We start from the raw sequence: 15976 nt of genomic DNA on the forward strand, positions 1-15976 counted from the left end.
TCCTCCGACGACGGCGAACGGAACGCCTACGGCGGCGCTGGCTTCGGGTCAGTGGCCCAGGGCGTTCTTGAGCTGCTGCTTGGTCATCGTCGAGCGTCCGTCGATGCCGCGCTTCTTCGCTTCCCGGTACAGGTCGTCCTTGGTGGGCCCGGACGAGCTGCCGCCACCGGACTTCTCGCCTCCGCGCTGGGAGGCGGATTTGCCCTGGGTGGAGCTGCGACTGGCGGTCTTGCTCTCTCCCGAGCGAGCACGTTCCTTGTTCACGGTCCGGGAGGCCATTTCCTTCGCGCGCTCCTCCGACATGCCGCGCTTCTCCCCCGACTCCTTGATGTGCTCGTACTGACGCTCGCGCTTGGGGCTCGATCCTCGGGGCATGACGCAACCTTTCATCGGCGGTGCTATTCCACGGTCATCGTGCGCGTACCCACATATCGCCGCATATCACCCGGATCGGACGAGGTGTCGTGGGGGTTCGGTCGGGTCCCACAGGCCCGCCGCGGCCTTCTCGCGCCGGCGGGCCGAGCCCGGGCGGCGCGCGCGAGCTCTCGGCAGGAGCATCCTGGAAGCAGGAGAACCGGACGGCATGCCCGAGCGACGGAGGCCGCGAGTGAGGACGCGTACGCACAACCGGCCCCTGCAGGGCCGCACCGTGGTGGTGACGGGGGCGGCGCGCGGCCTGGGAGCGGCGCTCGCCCGGGCGTTCGACGACCGGGGCGCGCGGCTGGCCCTGCTGGGCCTCGAAGGAGAGCGTCTACGGGAGGTGGCCGCCTCCTTGCACGGTGAACCGGCCTGCTGGGAGGTCGACGTGACCGATGACGCGGCCATGGCCGACACGGCCCGACAGGTGCGGGCGCGCCTGGGACCCGCGTCCGTCGTCGTGGGCAACGCAGGAGTCGCCGCGGGAGGGCCGTTCGCCGACTCGGACCCGCAGGTCTGGCGCCGCGTCATCGAGGTCAACCTGATCGGCAGTGCGGTTACGGCCCGCTGCTTCCTGCCCGACCTCCTCGACACGCACGGCTACTACCTCCAGGTCGCCTCCCTGGCGGCCATGGGGACGTCACCGCTCATGAGCGCCTACTGCGCGTCCAAAGCCGGGGTCGAGTCCTTCGCGCACGCCCTGCGCGCAGAACTCGCCCATCGCGGCGTCGCCGTCGGCATCGCCTACATCAACTGGACCGACACCGACATGATCCGCGACGCCGACCGCCACGCCGTCCTGCGGGAACTGCGCGGCCACATGCCACGGCCGGCCCGCAAGGTGTACCCGGCGGCCCACGTCGCCGACAGACTGGCGGCCGCCGCGGAACGACGTGCGGCTTCCGTCTACGTCCCCGGCTGGCTCCGTGCCGTGCAACCGGTACGGGCCTGCCTCCCGGCCGTCGTCACGTACGTCGCGCGCACCGAACTGCCGCGTCTGGAACGCACGCAGAGGCTGGAGGCGACCGGTCTGCTGGGCGCGGGCGGCCGCGCCGACGGCCGGTACGGATGACCGACCGCGCCGACCGACGCCACCCGTGTCCGGTCGTCCCGACCGCCGCCCCGGCGGATCCTCCTGAGAGCCTGCCCGGTGACACGAGCGCAGGAACAACGTCACGGTCACCGGCAATCCGCAGGGGTTGACGGTGGTGCTGGCTCACGGGTTCGGCTGTGACCCGAACATGTGGCGGCCACGCCACCGCCGTCGCACTGCGCGAACGCGTCACCGCCCTCACCCTCGGACCGGGCCAGTGCCTCGTCGTGGACCTCGCCGGGCTGGAGTTCTGCGACTCCAGCGGACTCACCGCCCTGCTCGTGGCCCACAACCACGCCCATGCCGCCCGGGCAGACATCGTCCTGACCGCGGTTCCCACCCACACCCAGCGCGTCATGCGCGTCGTCGGACTCGACCAGGTATTCACCCTCACCGGGAATCAACACCGCCCGGCAGGGTAGGCGACGGCCACTTGATCGATCCCTGGCGAAAGGCAACCACCCATGCTGATGGCTCACCCGGCCGTGCTGCCCGGTCTCGTCGACCGCTACTGGGCGCTGTCCGTGCTCGACGCGTCGGAGGGCGACTCGCCCGTGCGCAAGGAGATCGAGGCCGTCGAGCGGGCACTGTGCGTGGCCACCGGCACCACCGACGTGCACGCCGCCCTGATCGCCGCCCGCCATCACCTGCCGGGGACCGGCACCCTAGACGACTCCGTGCTCGCCGCAGACGACTCCGTGCTCGCCGCAGGCCGAGAGCCGGCGTGAGCACCCCCGCTCACCATGCGGGGCTCCGGGGCACATGGGTCGGTGGCCCGCGGAAAGAAGCGGCGATCTGGCCACGGCGGCCGTGGCCCGCTTCGGCGGCATCGACGTCTGGGTCAACGCTGCGGGCAGGGAAATCCCGGCCCGGCTCGAACAGGCTCCCGGGCGAGACCTGCGCCGCTTGCTCGGGGTCAACGCGGGGCGCGCGTGCCGACGCCCGCCGCCGTGCGTCAGGGAAGGCTGTGGACGGCCGGCCGACGGGTCGGCGGGGCTGCCGCGATGCTCGTCGTACGGGCGGCCGCCCGCCGCCGCATGCGAGCGTGAGGCACCGCTCCTCAACACGCACCGGGGTTCCTCACTCCACGATGACGCACGGGGGACTGGGCTTCGCAGCGTCGGGGGCAGCGACGGCCGCGTGCCCCGGGTCGCCCGCCGGCTCCCTCCAGACGCGCACGTAGGCGGCCTTCTCCGCCCAGGCGCCCAGATCCGCGGTATCCGCGCTGTAGCCCTGCCAGCTTCTGCCGCGTTGGTCCTCCGGAGGCGTCCCGGTCCGTGGCCTGTCCCGCCACACGGTGACGTGGACGACCCAGCGAAGCTCTTGTCTGAAGGGAGAGCCGGGGTCGCTCGCCACGTTGGGGGCCCTCAAGGAGCCCAGCCGGTTCAGACCGAGGTGGGCCAGTGAGTACACGATCGCCTCTCCTCCCTCACCCCCTCCGTCGGGCCGCACCACGACAGAAGTCCCCCGGTAATGCGTCGCGTCACACAGCGTCGCGGCGATCGTCGCCATGACGTCTTCCATGGCCACACGCCTCCTTGGTTTGAGATGCGGCACGTGGGCAGACAGCTATCACAGGATTCATGTGAGAAGAGGCATGTCATGGGCATCATCAGCTGGATCGTGCTGGGGCTGCTCGCCGGGATCATCGCGAAGTTCCTGATGCCGGGCCGCGACCCTGGCGGCTGCATCGTTACGCCACTGATCGGTATCGCCGGAGGCGTTCTGGGCGGATGGCTGGGGAAGGTCATTTTCGGGGTCGACTCCATCGACGGCTTCTTCGAGCTGTCGACGTGGATCGCCGCCATCGTCGGTTCCCTGATCCTCCTCGCCGTGTACCGCCTGGTGGTCCGCGCACGGGACTGACCGGACCCGATCGCGTTCCCGGCGGCTGATGGACGGCCGTGACGGGCCCTAATCGCCGCGGGGGAGCAGCGGACCGAGGGGCCCCAGGTCGAGATTGAGGTCTTCGAGTGCGTAGCCGTGTTCGGCACAGAGATCGGAAAGGCTGTCGTGGAGGGCGAGCAAGGTGGCACCCAGCTCCTCCTCCTGTTCGTCGGTCAGGTCACCGGCGTCCACCCGGCGCAGTGCCTGCCGTTCGATGAGCTGGCGCAGAAGTTCGACGAGGGTGAGGACGAGTTTCAGGAGGTCTTCCTCGACGGTCTCGCGATTGGCACGGATACGGTGTGCGGCTCCGGTGGGTTCCTCGTGCGAGGTCGGGGGCGGCCGTACGAGGCGGAAGGCGTGCGCCATGGTATCGCCGACCTCGTCGAGCGTTCCCTCGCCGGGCCGGCGGGGGTGACGCGCACGCTCCTCAGCGGCCACGGCCGTCCCCCTCCATCGCGTCCTCGCCCGGCTCGCCCTGCGCGTCCTGCGCGTCCTGCACCGTGCCGGGATCCGCTTCGGACCTGACGGACACGATGAGGGCGCGCAGTGAGATGCGTACGAGGTCGATGTCCGCGATGGACAGGACGATGTCGCCGACCACGACCACCCCGCCGCTGAGCAGCCGGTCGAGGAGGTCGACGAGGGCGACCTGGCGGCCGGGCAGAGGTTCGTCGAACTCCGCGAGGCTCATGGCCCACGCTCGCCGCCCGCCGCGCCGGCGGCTTCGGCCGGTGGCATGGCGAAGGAGTAGGGGGCCCACGGTCCGGTGACCTCGATGCGGACCTCGGGGAAGTCCCGAGCGGCGTCCTCGATGCCGGCCCGGAACCGCTGGGCGAGTTCGACGGGGATCAGGTAGGCGTCGTTGACCACGTTCTCCTGCGGGCCGCTCAGGGCGCCGCTCTGCGGGGCGTGACGCACGCGCTGGGTGGTGAAGCCGGCTGCGACCGCTTCGACGGCCGTCGCGGCGAGCCGGGCCTGCTCGTAGACCCTTTCGCGGGCGTTGCGTTGCACCCTGCGGCGCTGGAGGTACGCCTTGCCCGGCGTGGTGGGAGGCGTGCCCGCCTCGCGTGAGGGCTCGGCCGTCGTGGGTGCTGCCGGCGGCGGCAGGTAGATTTTCACGCCGTACTCGGTATGGCCGTCGAGTGCGGACATGCGACGGGTCAAGGCTCCACGCTGCCCGCCGAGTGCCTGCCGGGCCCGGGTGTCGTCCTCGTAGACGGTGGCCATGCGCAGCGGCAGGACCGTCGCTTCCGCGGCGATCGCTTGCACGACGTCGTGGTGGGCGCGGGCCACGCTCTCGAGCCACGGCAGGTCTTCGAAGTGCCTCTTGAGTGCGGACTCGTTGAAGGCCGAGTGCGCCACGGGGCTGATGACGAAGGCGAGCGGGGCGGAACCGGCGTCGGAGGCGTCGGCCAGGAGCCTGACGGGTGCCGCGTCGATGCCGCGGAGGCCGGAAAGGACGTCGGCCAGGCGCTCGGTCTGCCGGGCCACGGCGTAGACGTAGGTGAGGGGTCCCGGTTCGGTGCTCACGGCGGACGCTCCTCAGGCGCGCGGCCGGACGGTCCACGACGTCCTGCGGCGCGTTCCGAAGGCTCGGTTTCTCCGGTCCCGTCGCGCCGCAGAGCCTCCAGTTCGGCGCGCAAGCGGCGGTTCTCCTGCTCCAGCGGGCTGCCGGTGTGGCGGGAGGACAGGGAGGGGTCGTGTTCCCACCAGTCGATTCCCATTTCCTTGGCCTTGTCCACCGAGGCGATCAGAATCCGGAGTTTGATGGTCAACAGTTCGATGTCGAGCAGGTTGATGCGAATGTCACCGGCTATGACGATGCCCTTGTCCAGGACCCGCTCGAGGATGTCGGCCAGGCTCGACGACGAATTGGACCCGTACGGCATCGGGGCGCGGGAGGGGAAGGATCCGAATCGGTCGGGTAGGGGATCAGTCACGTGGCGGCCTCGGTTCCCCGGTCACGAAGTGCCGTGCCGGAATTCTGCGATCTCGGTGAGCCTGTCGAGCAACTCGTCCTCCCGGAGGTCGAACTCTTCCTGGTCGATCTCCCCGTTGAGGAGCATCTGCTCCAGATCGGCGAGTTCACGCCAGACGGGGGCGGGATCGTAGTACTCCTCCTCGGCCTGTTCGACGACGCGCTGGGCGACCCACGTGACTGCGCGCACCGGCGCGACGGGAAGCGTCAGCAGGTAGGTCAGCAGTCCCATGGTGTTCGCCTCCCTTCACATGGGCGGTGGACCGGCGGGACGGGTGGAGCTAGACGAAGCTGTACGGGGGCAGGGGGCCGGTGAAGCGGAGGCCGACGCCGCCGCCGATCTCCCGGCTCAGATTCGCGTGGGCCGTCATCAGGTCTTCCTTCTGCTCGTCGGGGACGAGGAGCGAAAGGTTGAGGAAGTCGTTCCCCGTCGGCGGGTGGGCGACGTGTGCGCGAGCGAAGGGCAACAGTGCCTGGACGAGTCCGGCGGAAAGCGATTCCTGTCGTGCTTCTACCTCGCGAGCGACCAGTTCACCCAGGGCGAGAGGAAGTTGAGGGTCGGTGTCCCCGGCACGGATCCGCTCGTTGAGGTCTGCGGCTTCGGGAAGGTCCTGCAGGATCTGGTGCAGCAGCGGTTCCTGGTCGTCCTGGGCGACCCGGACGTTGTACTCTGCGCAGCCCTCGAGGCGCCGGAGCGCGTCCAGGTAACCGTCGGCGTTCGTTTCCAGAACTTGCTGGACCGCGCTGTCGTCAGAGGCGATGTAGCCGAACTGCAAGGGCAGAATCGGGCCGTCGGCCATCAGGCGCTCCTGCACCTCCTGGTGGACCAGCAGGTCCCGGCGCTTGGGCCGGATCTCCTCGGAGACGTCGCTGACGACTGCACACAGCGAGCGGGCGGTTACCGAACGCAAGGGTGACGGGCTGGAGCCCACCCCGGTCAGGCCGTCCAGATGCCGCGGATGGCCCGTGGCGGCGATCGAGTACACGTAGAGCGCCATGGCTCACTCCTTCTCCCTGCGCACCGGGCGCCTGGCCGGACGTCTGCGCCTGGGAGCTTCCTCTTCCTCCGTTTCCTCCTCCGGTTCCTCGCTGCGGGACCGCTTGCCGGTCAGGGAGTCGGTGACCGCGTCGACGGCACCGCTCAATGCCCCCTTGGACTTGCCTCGGGCACCGCCCTCCATCACCTTCCCCACGACATCCGGCAGCTGCGCCGGAGCCTTGCGCCCGGCTTCCAGGTCCAGGCGGTTGCAGGCCTCGGCGAAACGGAGGTAGGTGTCGACGCTGGCCACCACGATGCGTGCGTCGATCTTGATGAGTTCTATGCCCACCACCGAAATACGGACGAACACATCGATGACCAGACCGCGGTCGAGAATGAGCTCGAGTACGTCGTAGAGGCTGCTCGAGTTTCCGCCTCCTCGGGCGATGGCGCTGCCGCCTTGCGGCACCATGGTCATGGCGCCTCCTTCCCCCGGCGGCCTGCGCTCAGGTCGGCCGGTCGATCATTCCGCGGGTGTAGCGGCGGGTGCGTTCGTAGGAGATCAGCTCGCCGTCCTCGTCCAGTGCCACCTTGTAGCTGGCCATGACGCTGGTGGTGTCCGGGATGCGCTCCAACTCCACAACCTCCACCTGGGCCATCCAGCCGTCCTCGGTCGGCTTCAGCGAGGAAACCGAGTCCGGCGGACGCCCGAGCAGCTGAGCCAGCTGTTCGGCTGCCGACCGCATCGCCGACGCAGCGCCGTGCACGCCGGACCGGTGACGGGGGCCGGCGCGCCGCGACGGCTTCCGGCCCTGCTCTTCACCTTCGTCGGCAGCTCGCGGAGAGACGCGCCGCGGGCGCGCAGGTTCTGATGCGGACATATGGCACTCCCCTGGGAGAGGGTCTCCCACCATCCAGAATGTCACTAAATCTGCGCTTAAGTCCTGGATGGGGGGCAGGAGCTTGTCAGGACGGCCGAGGTTGGACCGACGCGCCGGGCCGGGAGGGCGAGACATCCCGCTGCGCGGTCGCGTACGTCACCGACAGGCCCGGGGCCCCTGGCCGAAGGGGATGATCATGCAAGACACGACCAAGATCGCACTCGCAGTCGCGTTGGCTGGGGGCTACGTGCTCGGCCGGGTGAAGAAGGGCCGGATGGCCTTCGCCATCGCGACCTATATCGCCGGCCGTCGCTTCGGCCTGGAGCCGGAGCAACTGCTGAAGCAAGGCCTCACCAAGGTCAAGGAGATGCCGCAGTTCGCCGACCTGAGTGACCAGCTGAAGGGCGAAGCCCTCGACGCCGGCCGGCAGGCCCTGTCCGCTGCGGCCAACCGTCAGCTCGCCAGCTTCGCGGACTCGCTGCACGAGCGCACGCTCGACCTGACGCGCGGCGGTCGGCCGGAGGACGAGGAAGACGAGGAGGACGAGGAGCCGTACGAGGACGAGGCGGACGGTTACGACGACGAAGAACAGGAGGAAGAAGGCAACCTCGAACCCGAGGAGGAATCGGAAGAAGAGCCGGAGGAAGAGGACGAAGGAGAGGGGGAGCCACCGGAAGACGAGTACGAGCAGGCTCAGGACGAGGAGGGGGAAGAAGAGCAACCGGAAGACGAGTACGAGCAGGGCCAGGACGAGGAAGAGGACGAGGAGCAGGAGGAGGACGAGGAGCAACCCGAAGACGAGTACGAGCAGGGCCAGGACGAGGAGGAGGAAGAGGAGCAACCGGAAGACGGGTACGAGCAGGACGAGGACGAGGAAGAGGACGGGGACGAGGAAGAGGAGGAGCAGGCGCCGCCACCGCGACGGCCTGCCCGTCGTCACGCTCCCCAGTCCGGCTCCGCCCGCCCGCGTCAGGCCGAGCAGGGCCCGAGCGCCCGCAAGAAGGCCACACCGGCCAAGAAGGCCCCGTCGCCCAGAAAGTCCGCTCCCGCGCAGAAGACAGCGGACAGGAAGACCACGGGTGGAAGGTCTTCGGGATCTGCTGCGAAGGCGGCACCGCCCCGGAAGAAGGCCCCCACATCCGCTTCGTCGACCAGGCCCGCTGCGAAGAAGTCCAGTACGGCCGCGCCGAGGAAACGGTCTGCAGGCCAGAGCACCGCACGGAAGACAGCTGCCAAGAAGGCAACGGGCAGCAGCCCGGCCCGAAAGACGGCCGCCACGAAGACGGCGTCCCGCAAGCCGTCCGCGCGGAGGTAGGCAGGGCGGCCTCGGAACGCCCCGGCGCGAGCGATCCACGACGGGACCGGACAACGGCTCGGCGAGCTGTCCCAGTACGCCGTCACCGCCCGGGCGAGGCGGACCAGTTGACCGGGAAAGCCGCTGAAGGCCATGGCCGTCAGCCACCGGGAAATCTGAAGGGCAAGGTGACCGACACCGCGCACCGGGTTTTCGGGAAGAAGGGCCGAGGTTGGGGAGTCCGCGCACGGCCACGGCGCTGAGGTCGGAGGAGGTGGTCATGGTGTCTCCCTGGAGGCGGCGCCTGCGGCACCACAGAAAAAGAAGAAGCAGGCGCCGTGCCCTCCGCCGTTGGAAGCCGCGGTCCGTCATCCGGCGCATCTTCCTGCGCCTCGCCGTGTGGGGTGCACGTGCGACGGTCTGGGGCATGCGGCTGGCGGCGCGCCGGTTGCTGCGCGCCATATTCCTCGCCCATGGGGCTTGGAACTCCTGACGCAGTGCCCGGCAGGCCTCACCCGCTCTCGGCACTCGGGCCTGTCGCACAGGCCAACGGCGGTGCGATCGTCCGTACGTCAACCTGTTCCGCCACCCACAGTCCGATGAACAGCGCGGCGGTCGCTTCCAGCAGTCCGGCGCGCTCCAGCCCGCCTCCGGCCACCGGCTCGCAGCCGACATCCCGCACCAGCTCGTACACCCGGGTGAGCGCTGCCTCGTCATCCCCGCATACCGGGACTGCGAGGGGCTGACCGTCGAAGACCGGCGGGGTCATCCGCCACACGTCCTCGTGACAGAGGTTGAACGCTTTGACGACCCGCGCACCCGGTGCCGCCGCGGCAAGGCGGCCCGCCGCCGAGGGGCCGCCCTCCGTCAGCAGCCGGAAGCCGGGTCCGACCGGATTGGCACAGTCGAGCAGGACTTTCCCGTTCAGCGCCGCCTGGAGCTCCTTGACGACGTCCGCCCCAGCACCGTAGGGCAGCGCGGCCAGCACCACCTCGCCGAAGCGCGCCGCCGCGCGCAGACTCCCGTGGCCCGCACCGCCCCGGATACGCGTCGCGAGCCGTTGGGCCTTCCGCTCGTCCCGGCCTCCGACGAACACCTCATGCCCGGCCCGCACCCAGTGCGTGGCCAGTGCATCCGCCATGTTCCCCGTCCCGAGCACACCGATCTTCATCGATCCATCCCTCTCCGCGGTTGCTCCAACCGCTTCCGGGACGACACTAGGAAACGCGTCAGGCACCATTTGGTACGTGACGACCAACGACTCCCTCGCCGACTGTCGCGCCCGCCTCGCCTTCGACCTTCTCTCCAACACCTGGAACCCCGTACTGCTCTGGGTCCTGCGGGACGGTCCCAGGCGGCCAGGTGAACTTCGCGAGCGCATCGGCGGCATCAGTCCCAAGGTCTTGACCGAGACGCTGCGGCGGCTGGAGTTCAACGGTCTGGTGGAGCGACACGCCTATGCCGAAGCGCCGCCCCGCGTCGAGTACGAACTCACTGCCCTGGGCCGGACGTTGCTCGGCCCGATCGACGCGTTCGGCGCCTGGGCCTTCGAGCACGGCGATGAGGTCATGGCTGCCCAGGACCGAAACAGCGGGTGATCGCCGAGCTCGACACCGGGACGGCGCCCGGGCCGGCAGCGCTTGCCCGCACGGGCGGCACGGCGTCGAGGAGTGGGGACGAGGGGGAGGGCGCGGGCACCTGAGGCACCACTGAGCCCTGAGGGATGCGGCCGACCTGGCGGCTTGCTCGATCTTCGCGCAGTGGGCTGCACGGGCTTCCTCGTCGACCTGCTTCTCGTGTTCGGCGCGCAGACCGGTGCGGCCGTGGTGCGGCCGTCGGGGCTCTCACGCAGGATGTCGGCCTGCCCCGCGTGCCGGACGCACTCGCCGAGGACGTGGACCATGACGGCGAACAGGGTTCGTGTTGGGACGAGGCTCCGGCCACCACGGCACGTGGTCCGAACTGCCCGCCCTGGTCAGTTGAGCGTGTCCTTGCCCTTCTCCTTGAGCTGACGGGCCCGACCCCGGGCCTCCAGAGCCGCGCCCTTGGCCGCCAGGGTCTCCTTGCCCATCGCGTGGGCGGCTTTCCGGACGACCTTGCCTGCGACCTGCTCGATCCCGGCCTTTGCCTTCTCGCTCGCGCTCATATCGGTCCTTCGCCGAGGGCCGGCAGGAGGTGTCCTGCCGGCCCTCACGCATGTCGACGCACGACGCCCCGTAGGGGTCGGTGTCAGTGCTTGAGTGTGTCCTTGGCCTTCCGCGCGGTCTGCTTGGCATCACCGGCGATCTGCTCGCGGCGGCCCTTCATTTCCAGCCCCTCGTTGCCGACGGCCTTCCCCGTGGTCTCCTTCACTTTTCCCTTGGTCGTCTTGGCCGTGTCCTTCATCTTCTTGCCTGCGCCCATGTGTCTCACCTCCGGCACCGTTCAGCACTCGCCCTCTACCCAAAACGGGGGTGAATATGCCTATTCATTCTTATTCATTGGATATCGGGCATAGGGTGATATGTGGTGGGTAGGTGCCGGACATCCGGGGCCGACCTGCCGGATGGGTGGGCGCGGCCTTCGAGCCGAGGGAGGCTGACATGTCAGCACGCGTTCCGGACCGAGACCCGACCAACACGTCACGGCCCGCCGGCGGGGTGCCGCCGGGCGAAACGCCGCCCTGCGAGTCGAGCACCGGCTCCGGCGCGGGCCCGTACCGCCCTCTCACCCGCGGCTGGGGCAAGGGGCCCCTCATCGTCATCTGTCTGGTGGCCCTGGCCTGCGCCCTGTTCTTCCTGGCCTACGCCATCATGCTGAACGTCTGAACGCAGCCTCGGCACATCTGCACGCAGCCTCGGCGCGGAGATCGTGCCGGGCGCCGTGCTTCCGGTACGCGGGGAGTCTCGGTCCGTCGTCCTTCCGCCACAGGAGCGCCCGGACCGCCGCGTGGCCGTGCTCGTCCAGGAGCGTGCGCACGAGGGACCGCGACGTCGGGGCGTCCACCCCCGCGCGTGCCGGCCCCCCGTTCAGGCGGGGCAACGCCGACCCGCCCCGATCAGACCATCACCGGGTCCGTACAACGGCGACCTGTCCGGGCGCAGCGGCACATGGGCGCTGTACCACGCCCGCACAGCACCCGCTCGCTCGGCATCCGTGCCGTTCCGCAGGTGGTCGACGAGGGCCGCTGCCACCCGGCGCAGTCCGAAGGCGTAGACCGCGGGCTCGACGAACCAGCGGCAGAAACTCGGGTCCGGGTCGTGGACGGCTGCCGCCATCAACGGGACGAACCACTCCTCGGGCATGCTCTCCCGTTCGAGCAGCGGCTTGCGCACCGCATGGGCGAGGCGGCGGGCGCGCAGATCGCCCGGCTCCCCGGCGCTCTCTTCGACGCCCAGCAGCCGGGCCACCGCCGTCGCGCACGTCAGGAAGGAACGCTGCTCCGTGCTGGTTCGGGTCCTGTCATCATCGGCCACGAGATCATTCTGCAGGTCGGTGGCGGACGGTGCCTCAGATCGCGGTGGAGAGCGCCACGTGACGCCACTGGTCGAGTTCACGTCGTACCAGATCCAGCTTCGCCTCGACGCGTTCCACCGCGTCGGCCCCCAACTGCAGGCGCAGCGGCGGTTGGTCGGCCTCGGTGACGTCGACGATGGCCCGGGCCGCCTTCGCCGGATCGCCCGGCTGGAGACCGTCGAACGTGCTCATCGCCTCGCGCACCGGCCCCGCGCCGACGGCGTAGTCGGCGATGCTGGCCGGCTCGACCCGGATGCTGGAGCTCCCCAGGAAGTCGGTCCGGAAGCCGCCGGGTTCGATGACCGTGACGCGGATGCCGAGGGGGGCGAGCTCGCCGTGCAGGGCCTCGGAGATGCCTTCGAGGGCGAACTTCGACGCACCGTACAGTCCCACCGCCGGAGCGGTGGCGAAGCCACCCACGGAGCTGATGTTCAGGACGTGTCCCGAACGCTGCGCGCGCAGCGTCGGCAGGGTCGCGCGCAGCGTGTTGAGCACGCCGAACACGTTGACCTCGAACAGGTCGCGGGCAGCCCGGTCTGAGACCTCCTCAATCGCACCCACAAGGCCGTAGCCTGCGTTGTTGACGACGGTGTCGATCCGGCCGAACCTGACCAGTCCGGCCTCCACCGCCGCCGCCAACTGCTCCTCGTCGGTGACGTCCGCGTCCACCGCCAGCAACCCGTCCGGCTGCTCCGGGTGGGCCTTGAGCACCGCCGACGCGTCCCGCGCCGTGGCGATCACGCTGTGTCCCCGCTCCAGCGCCTCACGTGTGATCTCCGCTCCGAGCCCGCGCGATGCACCGGTGACAAACCAAACGCTCATGTTCTCCCGCATTTCCGATCGTCCGACTGGCCGTCACCTCAACGCTAGGAGCTAGAGTCCGGTCTAGATCAAGAGCGGCGTGACGGGAGTCACTCATGGACCTGAGCATCGGTGAAGTGGCGCAGCGCAGTGGACTGAGCGTGCACGCGCTGCGGTTCTACGAGCGGGAGGGCCTGTTCGCCAACCCGGTGCGCCGCCTGTCCAACGGCCGCCGGATCTACCACGAGGAGGACGTGGAGTGGCTGGCGGTCTGCACCAAGCTGCGCTCCTCGGGCATGTCGGTGGCGATGATCCGGCAGTACATCGAGCTGGTCCGGCAGGGGCCGGGCAACGAGCTCGACCGCCTTGAGCTGTTGCGCAGGCACGAGGCCTTCGTGGAGGCGCAGATCAGGGAACTGCGAGAGGCCCTGGGCGTCATGCGGCACAAGGTGCGGATCTACGAGGACCACGTGGAGCGGGGGGAGGCCGACCGGCTGTGGAACCCGTCCCGCACGGATGCCGCTTCGGACGTGCAGTCCGGTACCACGGCACCGGACTGCCCGGCGCCGGGGCCGCAGGCGGCCGGCAGGACGTAGGCGGCGGCCGCACCCCTGCCTGAGGTCAGGCCGTGGCGTCGAGGCGGGCGGCCAGCCAGTCGAACACCCGCTGCTCGAACAGGGCCCGGCCCAGCGGCTCGCAGTGCATGTCCGCGCCCTCCGCCGCCGTGAACTCCACGAACGCCTTCTCGCCCGGCAACGCCTCGTACAGGCGCCGTGACTGGCCGGGCCAGAAGTGCTCGCCCTCCGGCGAGGTCACCAGCAGCGGCACCGTGATCCGGTCCAGCAGCCCCGTCAGGTCGTACCGCCCCACCTCGGTGAGCAGGTCGTACGGGGAGTCGATCGCGTACGGCTTGGCCCGCCACTGCCAGAGGGCGGCGAACTCCCCGTCCTCCGCGATCCCTTCGCGCATGACCTGGTCGAACGCGTCCCGGTCGCCCGAGTCGAACAGCTCGTGCAGCTCCGGCGGGAAGTTGTTCCACCAGCTGTCCACGACGGACACCACACCCGGGTCCGCGACACCCGCCGCGATGCGGTGTTCGAAGGCCAGGGCCCGGGGCACCCAGTAGCCGGCCTGACTGATCCCGGCCAGCACCAGCCTGCGGGCGGCGATGTCGTCCCGGGCCACCAGGAAGTCCACCACCGGGGTGATCACGTTCTCCCAGTCCGGACGGAACGGCATCCGGTGCTCGAACAGCATCGACTGCTGCCCCGGCCCGTCGAAGAGGAGGGCGTTCCAGCCGCGCGCCACGGCCGGCGCGCCGAGCATCGTCCACGCGGTGCTCACCGGACCGTCGCTGCCGTTGTTCACGATCACCGTCGGCGCGTCCGCGTCGCCCCCGACCGGCCGGAAGAGGTAGCCGGGGAGCGCAGTCCCCTCGTACGGCACCGCCACCCGCTCCGCGGCCGGCTCCCATGCCGCCGCGAACCGGTCGAAGCACTCCCGGTGCTCCCGGAACACCGCGAGGAGCCGTTCCTCGTCGGACAGCGCGTCGGCGGCGACCAGCCCCGTCCCGAAGTAGCCGGCGGCCCGCAGCCAGGCGTCCCGAGCGCTCGTCCGCCGCCCTGCCCCGGCTGTCTGTTCGCCGTCCGACCGGACGCGCCGGGCCAGTTCCGTCCAGCCTTCGAACCAGCGACGGCCGTCAGCGTCGCCCAGCATGCCGGCCGTGGCCAGGACCTCGCCGGGATCGGAACCCTTCTGCCAGGCCGCCCCGAGGAGCACCATCACCTCGAAATCGAACTGTTCGTTCTCGCAGAACCGGTACGCCACGATGCCTCCCGGAGTACACCCCCACGGTACGAGGGCCCCCGGACGCCCGCACGGCGCGCAGGTCAGCGCCCGCCGCGGCGGTTCCACTCCTCGGCCAGCAGCCGGTAGGAGCGGACCCGGTCCGCGTGACCGTGCGTGATCGTGGTGATCAGCAGCTCGTCCGCGCCGGTGGCCTCCTGGAGCCGTTCGAGGTGGTCGGCGACCGTCCGGGGCGAGCCGACGAACTGTGTCTCCACCCGGTCGGCGACCAGCTCGCGGTCCGCGTCCGTCCAGGAGAGGGCGCGGGCCTCGGCGGGCGTGGGGTAGGGGATGGCGCCCGCGGCCGTGCGGATGCTGCGCACCCAGGGGGCGTACCCGGTGGCCAGTTCGCGCGCCGTCCCGTCGTCCTCGGCCACGACCACGTCGGCGGACACCGTCACATACGGCCGGTCCAGCTCCGCGGACGGCTTGAAGGCGGCCCGGTACCCCTCGGTGGCCTCCAGCACGGTGGCCGGGCTGACGTGGTAGTTGGCGGCGAACCGTAGCCCGTTGCGCCCGGCGGTCTCCGCGCTGACCCCGCCGCTGCTGCCCAGGATCCACACCTGCACGTCGGCGCCCTCGCCGGGGACGGCGTGCGCCTCCACGCCCTCCGGACTGCGGTACTCACCGCGCAGCAGGGCGAGCACGTCGTCGACCTGCTCGGCGTAGTCCTGGGGCTGCGCGCCCGGCAGGTTCAGCAGCTTGTGCTGGAGCGCGACGCGCGGGTGTCCCAGCAGGTGAGCGAAGGAGAACCGGGCCGGTATGCGCAGCCCGTTGGGGGTGTACCCGTCCACGACGGGCGTGACCGGCGCAGGGTCGCCGGCCCGGGCCTGCGGCCCGCCCGCCGAGCGGCCGAGGCCCAGGTCGAGGCGGCCCGGGTGCAAGGCGTCGATCAGGCCGAACTCCTCGACCGTCGACAGCGCGGTGCGGTGGCCGAGCTGGACGGCGCCGGAACCGATCCGGATGGTGCTCGTCGCCACGGCCGCCAGGGCCAGAACCACGGCGGGCGAGGTCCCGGCGACCCCCGGGTTCAGGTGGTGCTCGGCGAACCAGTAGCGGGCGTAGCCGAAGGACTCCGTCTGCCGGGCGAGGTCGATGCTGTGGTGGAGGGCCTGGGCGGCGGTGGAACCGGAAGGGACCGGGACGAGGTCGAGGACCCCGAGGGGGATACCGGACATGGCTCTGACGGGCTCCTCGGACGTCGGGAAGGTGCAGGAAGGGACAGGGCCGGATGGAAGGGATGGACAGGATGGAAGGGATGGACCGGTCGGACGGGATGGACCGGACGGACGGGACGGACCCCCGG

Annotated in this window: 25 protein-coding genes and 2 pseudogenes; 9 read left to right on the forward strand and 18 right to left on the reverse strand. The window is 70.3% G+C overall.

The window, feature by feature from the left end; translation table 11 throughout:
• Positions 1-48: 48 nt before the first annotated feature.
• Positions 49-375, reverse strand: coding sequence for a hypothetical protein (locus IH80_RS0113175; protein WP_030960304.1), 327 nt, complete (start codon positions 373-375; stop codon positions 49-51).
• Between the two features lie 208 nt (positions 376-583).
• On the opposite strand from IH80_RS0113175, the gene IH80_RS0113180 reads away from it, so the two are divergent.
• The 4 genes and pseudogenes from IH80_RS0113180 (at position 584) to IH80_RS0113190 (ending at position 2238) form a co-directional block, all read left to right on the forward strand.
• Complete coding sequence (locus tag IH80_RS0113180) at positions 584-1489, forward strand: SDR family oxidoreductase (RefSeq protein ID WP_051809220.1); 906 nt, start codon at positions 584-586, stop codon at positions 1487-1489.
• Positions 1490-1577: 88 nt separating this feature from the next.
• Positions 1578-1667, forward strand: a pseudogene (locus IH80_RS45935) (alpha/beta hydrolase); the annotation flags it as partial.
• Positions 1648-1932, forward strand: coding sequence for an STAS domain-containing protein (locus IH80_RS0113185; protein ID WP_051809221.1), 285 nt, complete (start codon positions 1648-1650; stop codon positions 1930-1932). The pseudogene IH80_RS45935 and the gene IH80_RS0113185, both read left to right, overlap by 20 nt.
• 42 nt (positions 1933-1974) lie before the next feature.
• A complete protein-coding gene (locus tag IH80_RS0113190) occupies positions 1975-2238 on the forward strand; it encodes a DUF5133 domain-containing protein (protein ID WP_037879767.1) in 264 nt (87 codons plus the stop codon).
• Positions 2239-2590: 352 nt separating this feature from the next.
• On the opposite strand, the gene IH80_RS0113195 is transcribed toward IH80_RS0113190, so the two are convergent.
• Positions 2591-3034 carry a hypothetical protein gene (locus IH80_RS0113195; RefSeq protein ID WP_030960311.1) on the reverse strand — a complete coding sequence of 148 codons (444 nt, stop codon included), beginning with the start codon at positions 3032-3034 and terminating at the stop codon, positions 2591-2593.
• A gap of 78 nt (positions 3035-3112) precedes the next feature.
• Here IH80_RS0113195 and IH80_RS0113200 point away from each other — a divergent pair, with 78 nt between their 5' ends.
• Positions 3113-3376 carry a GlsB/YeaQ/YmgE family stress response membrane protein gene (locus IH80_RS0113200; RefSeq protein ID WP_030960312.1) on the forward strand — a complete coding sequence of 88 codons (264 nt, stop codon included), beginning with the start codon at positions 3113-3115 and terminating at the stop codon, positions 3374-3376.
• Between the two features lie 48 nt (positions 3377-3424).
• On the opposite strand, the gene IH80_RS0113205 is transcribed toward IH80_RS0113200, so the two are convergent.
• The 8 genes from IH80_RS0113205 to IH80_RS0113240 all read right to left on the reverse strand — a co-directional run bounded on the left by IH80_RS0113205 (position 3425) and on the right by IH80_RS0113240 (position 7235).
• On the reverse strand, positions 3425-3763 hold the full coding sequence (locus IH80_RS0113205) for a gas vesicle protein K (RefSeq protein WP_078906498.1): 339 nt from the start codon (positions 3761-3763) through the stop codon (positions 3425-3427).
• Positions 3764-3824: 61 nt separating this feature from the next.
• Entirely contained in the window at positions 3825-4088 is a 264-nt protein-coding gene (locus tag IH80_RS45940; protein ID WP_037879771.1) for a gas vesicle protein, read from the reverse strand.
• Positions 4085-4927: a GvpL/GvpF family gas vesicle protein gene (locus IH80_RS0113215; RefSeq protein WP_037879773.1), complete on the reverse strand. Its 843-nt coding sequence runs from the start codon at positions 4925-4927 to the stop codon at positions 4085-4087. The genes IH80_RS45940 and IH80_RS0113215 overlap by 4 nt, the downstream gene beginning before the upstream one ends.
• Entirely contained in the window at positions 4924-5286 is a 363-nt protein-coding gene (locus IH80_RS0113220) for a gas vesicle protein (protein ID WP_051809223.1), read from the reverse strand. The genes IH80_RS0113215 and IH80_RS0113220 overlap by 4 nt, the downstream gene beginning before the upstream one ends.
• 72 nt (positions 5287-5358) lie before the next feature.
• Positions 5359-5607 (reverse strand): gas vesicle protein GvpG, encoded by a 249-nt coding sequence (locus IH80_RS0113225; protein WP_030960319.1) that lies wholly within the window; start codon positions 5605-5607, stop codon positions 5359-5361.
• A gap of 49 nt (positions 5608-5656) precedes the next feature.
• A complete protein-coding gene (locus tag IH80_RS0113230) occupies positions 5657-6373 on the reverse strand; it encodes a GvpL/GvpF family gas vesicle protein (protein ID WP_030960320.1) in 717 nt (238 codons plus the stop codon).
• Between the two features lie 3 nt (positions 6374-6376).
• Complete coding sequence (locus IH80_RS0113235; RefSeq protein WP_030960321.1) at positions 6377-6832, reverse strand: gas vesicle structural protein GvpA; 456 nt, start codon at positions 6830-6832, stop codon at positions 6377-6379.
• A 28-nt stretch (positions 6833-6860) separates the two neighbouring features.
• Positions 6861-7235, reverse strand: coding sequence for a gas vesicle protein (locus IH80_RS0113240; protein WP_030960323.1), 375 nt, complete (start codon positions 7233-7235; stop codon positions 6861-6863).
• A 100-nt stretch (positions 7236-7335) separates the two neighbouring features.
• Between IH80_RS0113240 and IH80_RS44695 the strand changes: the two genes are divergently transcribed.
• A complete protein-coding gene (locus tag IH80_RS44695; RefSeq protein WP_158943423.1) occupies positions 7336-8550 on the forward strand; it encodes a histone protein in 1215 nt (404 codons plus the stop codon).
• A gap of 490 nt (positions 8551-9040) precedes the next feature.
• On the opposite strand, the gene IH80_RS0113255 is transcribed toward IH80_RS44695, so the two are convergent.
• Positions 9041-9700: an NADPH-dependent F420 reductase gene (locus tag IH80_RS0113255; protein ID WP_030960328.1), complete on the reverse strand. Its 660-nt coding sequence runs from the start codon at positions 9698-9700 to the stop codon at positions 9041-9043.
• A 76-nt stretch (positions 9701-9776) separates the two neighbouring features.
• Between IH80_RS0113255 and IH80_RS0113260 the strand changes: the two genes are divergently transcribed.
• On the forward strand, positions 9777-10127 hold the full coding sequence (locus IH80_RS0113260; RefSeq protein ID WP_030960329.1) for a winged helix-turn-helix transcriptional regulator: 351 nt from the start codon (positions 9777-9779) through the stop codon (positions 10125-10127).
• Positions 10128-10241: 114 nt separating this feature from the next.
• On the opposite strand, the pseudogene IH80_RS42220 reads toward IH80_RS0113260, so the two are convergent.
• The 3 genes and pseudogenes from IH80_RS42220 to IH80_RS0113275 form a co-directional block, all read right to left on the reverse strand.
• Positions 10242-10484, reverse strand: a pseudogene (locus tag IH80_RS42220) (DUF664 domain-containing protein); the annotation flags it as partial.
• Positions 10485-10504: 20 nt separating this feature from the next.
• Positions 10505-10675, reverse strand: a complete 171-nt coding sequence (locus IH80_RS45335) for a hypothetical protein (RefSeq protein WP_199819251.1) — start codon at positions 10673-10675, stop codon at positions 10505-10507.
• Between the two features lie 83 nt (positions 10676-10758).
• Positions 10759-10932, reverse strand: coding sequence for a CsbD family protein (locus tag IH80_RS0113275; RefSeq protein ID WP_030960331.1), 174 nt, complete (start codon positions 10930-10932; stop codon positions 10759-10761).
• 179 nt (positions 10933-11111) lie between these two features.
• On the opposite strand from IH80_RS0113275, the gene IH80_RS0113280 reads away from it, so the two are divergent.
• A complete protein-coding gene (locus IH80_RS0113280; RefSeq protein WP_030960333.1) occupies positions 11112-11336 on the forward strand; it encodes a DUF6480 family protein in 225 nt (74 codons plus the stop codon).
• A gap of 201 nt (positions 11337-11537) precedes the next feature.
• Here IH80_RS0113280 and IH80_RS0113285 read toward each other — a convergent pair whose 3' ends face one another.
• The gene (locus IH80_RS0113285; RefSeq protein WP_234432219.1) at positions 11538-11984 is read right to left on the reverse strand and encodes a hypothetical protein; all 447 of its coding nucleotides are present in this window, start codon (positions 11982-11984) and stop codon (positions 11538-11540) included.
• A gap of 34 nt (positions 11985-12018) precedes the next feature.
• Positions 12019-12858 carry an oxidoreductase gene (locus IH80_RS0113290; protein ID WP_078906492.1) on the reverse strand — a complete coding sequence of 280 codons (840 nt, stop codon included), beginning with the start codon at positions 12856-12858 and terminating at the stop codon, positions 12019-12021.
• An 83-nt stretch (positions 12859-12941) separates the two neighbouring features.
• Here IH80_RS0113290 and IH80_RS0113295 point away from each other — a divergent pair, with 83 nt between their 5' ends.
• Positions 12942-13421, forward strand: coding sequence for a MerR family transcriptional regulator (locus IH80_RS0113295; protein ID WP_051809227.1), 480 nt, complete (start codon positions 12942-12944; stop codon positions 13419-13421).
• A 25-nt stretch (positions 13422-13446) separates the two neighbouring features.
• On the opposite strand, the gene IH80_RS0113300 is transcribed toward IH80_RS0113295, so the two are convergent.
• Together IH80_RS0113300 and IH80_RS0113305 are read right to left on the reverse strand one after the other, a co-directional pair.
• Complete coding sequence (locus IH80_RS0113300) at positions 13447-14652, reverse strand: alpha/beta hydrolase family protein (protein WP_051809229.1); 1206 nt, start codon at positions 14650-14652, stop codon at positions 13447-13449.
• A 62-nt stretch (positions 14653-14714) separates the two neighbouring features.
• Entirely contained in the window at positions 14715-15848 is a 1134-nt protein-coding gene (locus IH80_RS0113305; protein ID WP_030960341.1) for an LLM class flavin-dependent oxidoreductase, read from the reverse strand.
• Positions 15849-15976 lie beyond the last annotated feature (128 nt).

Origin of the sequence: Streptomyces sp. NRRL S-378, assembly GCF_000720645.1 — a bacterium.
In the GTDB taxonomy this organism is placed as follows: domain Bacteria; phylum Actinomycetota; class Actinomycetes; order Streptomycetales; family Streptomycetaceae; genus Streptomyces.

Bases quoted from the DNA above. Each gene is read 5' to 3' on its own strand.
- IH80_RS0113175 (WP_030960304.1), bottom strand. From the start codon at position 375: ATGCCCCGAGGATCGAGCCCCAAGCGCGAGCGTCAGTACGAGCACATC.
- IH80_RS0113180 (WP_051809220.1), top strand. From the start codon at position 584: ATGCCCGAGCGACGGAGGCCGCGAGTGAGGACGCGTACGCACAACCGG.
- IH80_RS0113190 (WP_037879767.1), top strand. From the start codon at position 1,975: ATGCTGATGGCTCACCCGGCCGTGCTGCCCGGTCTCGTCGACCGCTAC.
- IH80_RS0113195 (WP_030960311.1), bottom strand. From the start codon at position 3,034: ATGGAAGACGTCATGGCGACGATCGCCGCGACGCTGTGTGACGCGACG.
- IH80_RS0113200 (WP_030960312.1), top strand. From the start codon at position 3,113: ATGGGCATCATCAGCTGGATCGTGCTGGGGCTGCTCGCCGGGATCATC.
- IH80_RS0113205 (WP_078906498.1), bottom strand. From the start codon at position 3,763: ATGGCGCACGCCTTCCGCCTCGTACGGCCGCCCCCGACCTCGCACGAG.
- IH80_RS45940 (WP_037879771.1), bottom strand. From the start codon at position 4,088: ATGAGCCTCGCGGAGTTCGACGAACCTCTGCCCGGCCGCCAGGTCGCC.
- IH80_RS0113220 (WP_051809223.1), bottom strand. From the start codon at position 5,286: ATGCCGTACGGGTCCAATTCGTCGTCGAGCCTGGCCGACATCCTCGAG.
- IH80_RS0113225 (WP_030960319.1), bottom strand. From the start codon at position 5,607: ATGGGACTGCTGACCTACCTGCTGACGCTTCCCGTCGCGCCGGTGCGC.
- IH80_RS0113230 (WP_030960320.1), bottom strand. From the start codon at position 6,373: ATGGCGCTCTACGTGTACTCGATCGCCGCCACGGGCCATCCGCGGCAT.
- IH80_RS0113235 (WP_030960321.1), bottom strand. From the start codon at position 6,832: ATGACCATGGTGCCGCAAGGCGGCAGCGCCATCGCCCGAGGAGGCGGA.
- IH80_RS0113240 (WP_030960323.1), bottom strand. From the start codon at position 7,235: ATGTCCGCATCAGAACCTGCGCGCCCGCGGCGCGTCTCTCCGCGAGCT.
- IH80_RS0113255 (WP_030960328.1), bottom strand. From the start codon at position 9,700: ATGAAGATCGGTGTGCTCGGGACGGGGAACATGGCGGATGCACTGGCC.
- IH80_RS45335 (WP_199819251.1), bottom strand. From the start codon at position 10,675: ATGAGCGCGAGCGAGAAGGCAAAGGCCGGGATCGAGCAGGTCGCAGGC.
- IH80_RS0113275 (WP_030960331.1), bottom strand. From the start codon at position 10,932: ATGGGCGCAGGCAAGAAGATGAAGGACACGGCCAAGACGACCAAGGGA.
- IH80_RS0113280 (WP_030960333.1), top strand. From the start codon at position 11,112: ATGTCAGCACGCGTTCCGGACCGAGACCCGACCAACACGTCACGGCCC.
- IH80_RS0113290 (WP_078906492.1), bottom strand. From the start codon at position 12,858: ATGCGGGAGAACATGAGCGTTTGGTTTGTCACCGGTGCATCGCGCGGG.
- IH80_RS0113295 (WP_051809227.1), top strand. From the start codon at position 12,942: ATGGACCTGAGCATCGGTGAAGTGGCGCAGCGCAGTGGACTGAGCGTG.
- IH80_RS0113305 (WP_030960341.1), bottom strand. From the start codon at position 15,848: ATGTCCGGTATCCCCCTCGGGGTCCTCGACCTCGTCCCGGTCCCTTCC.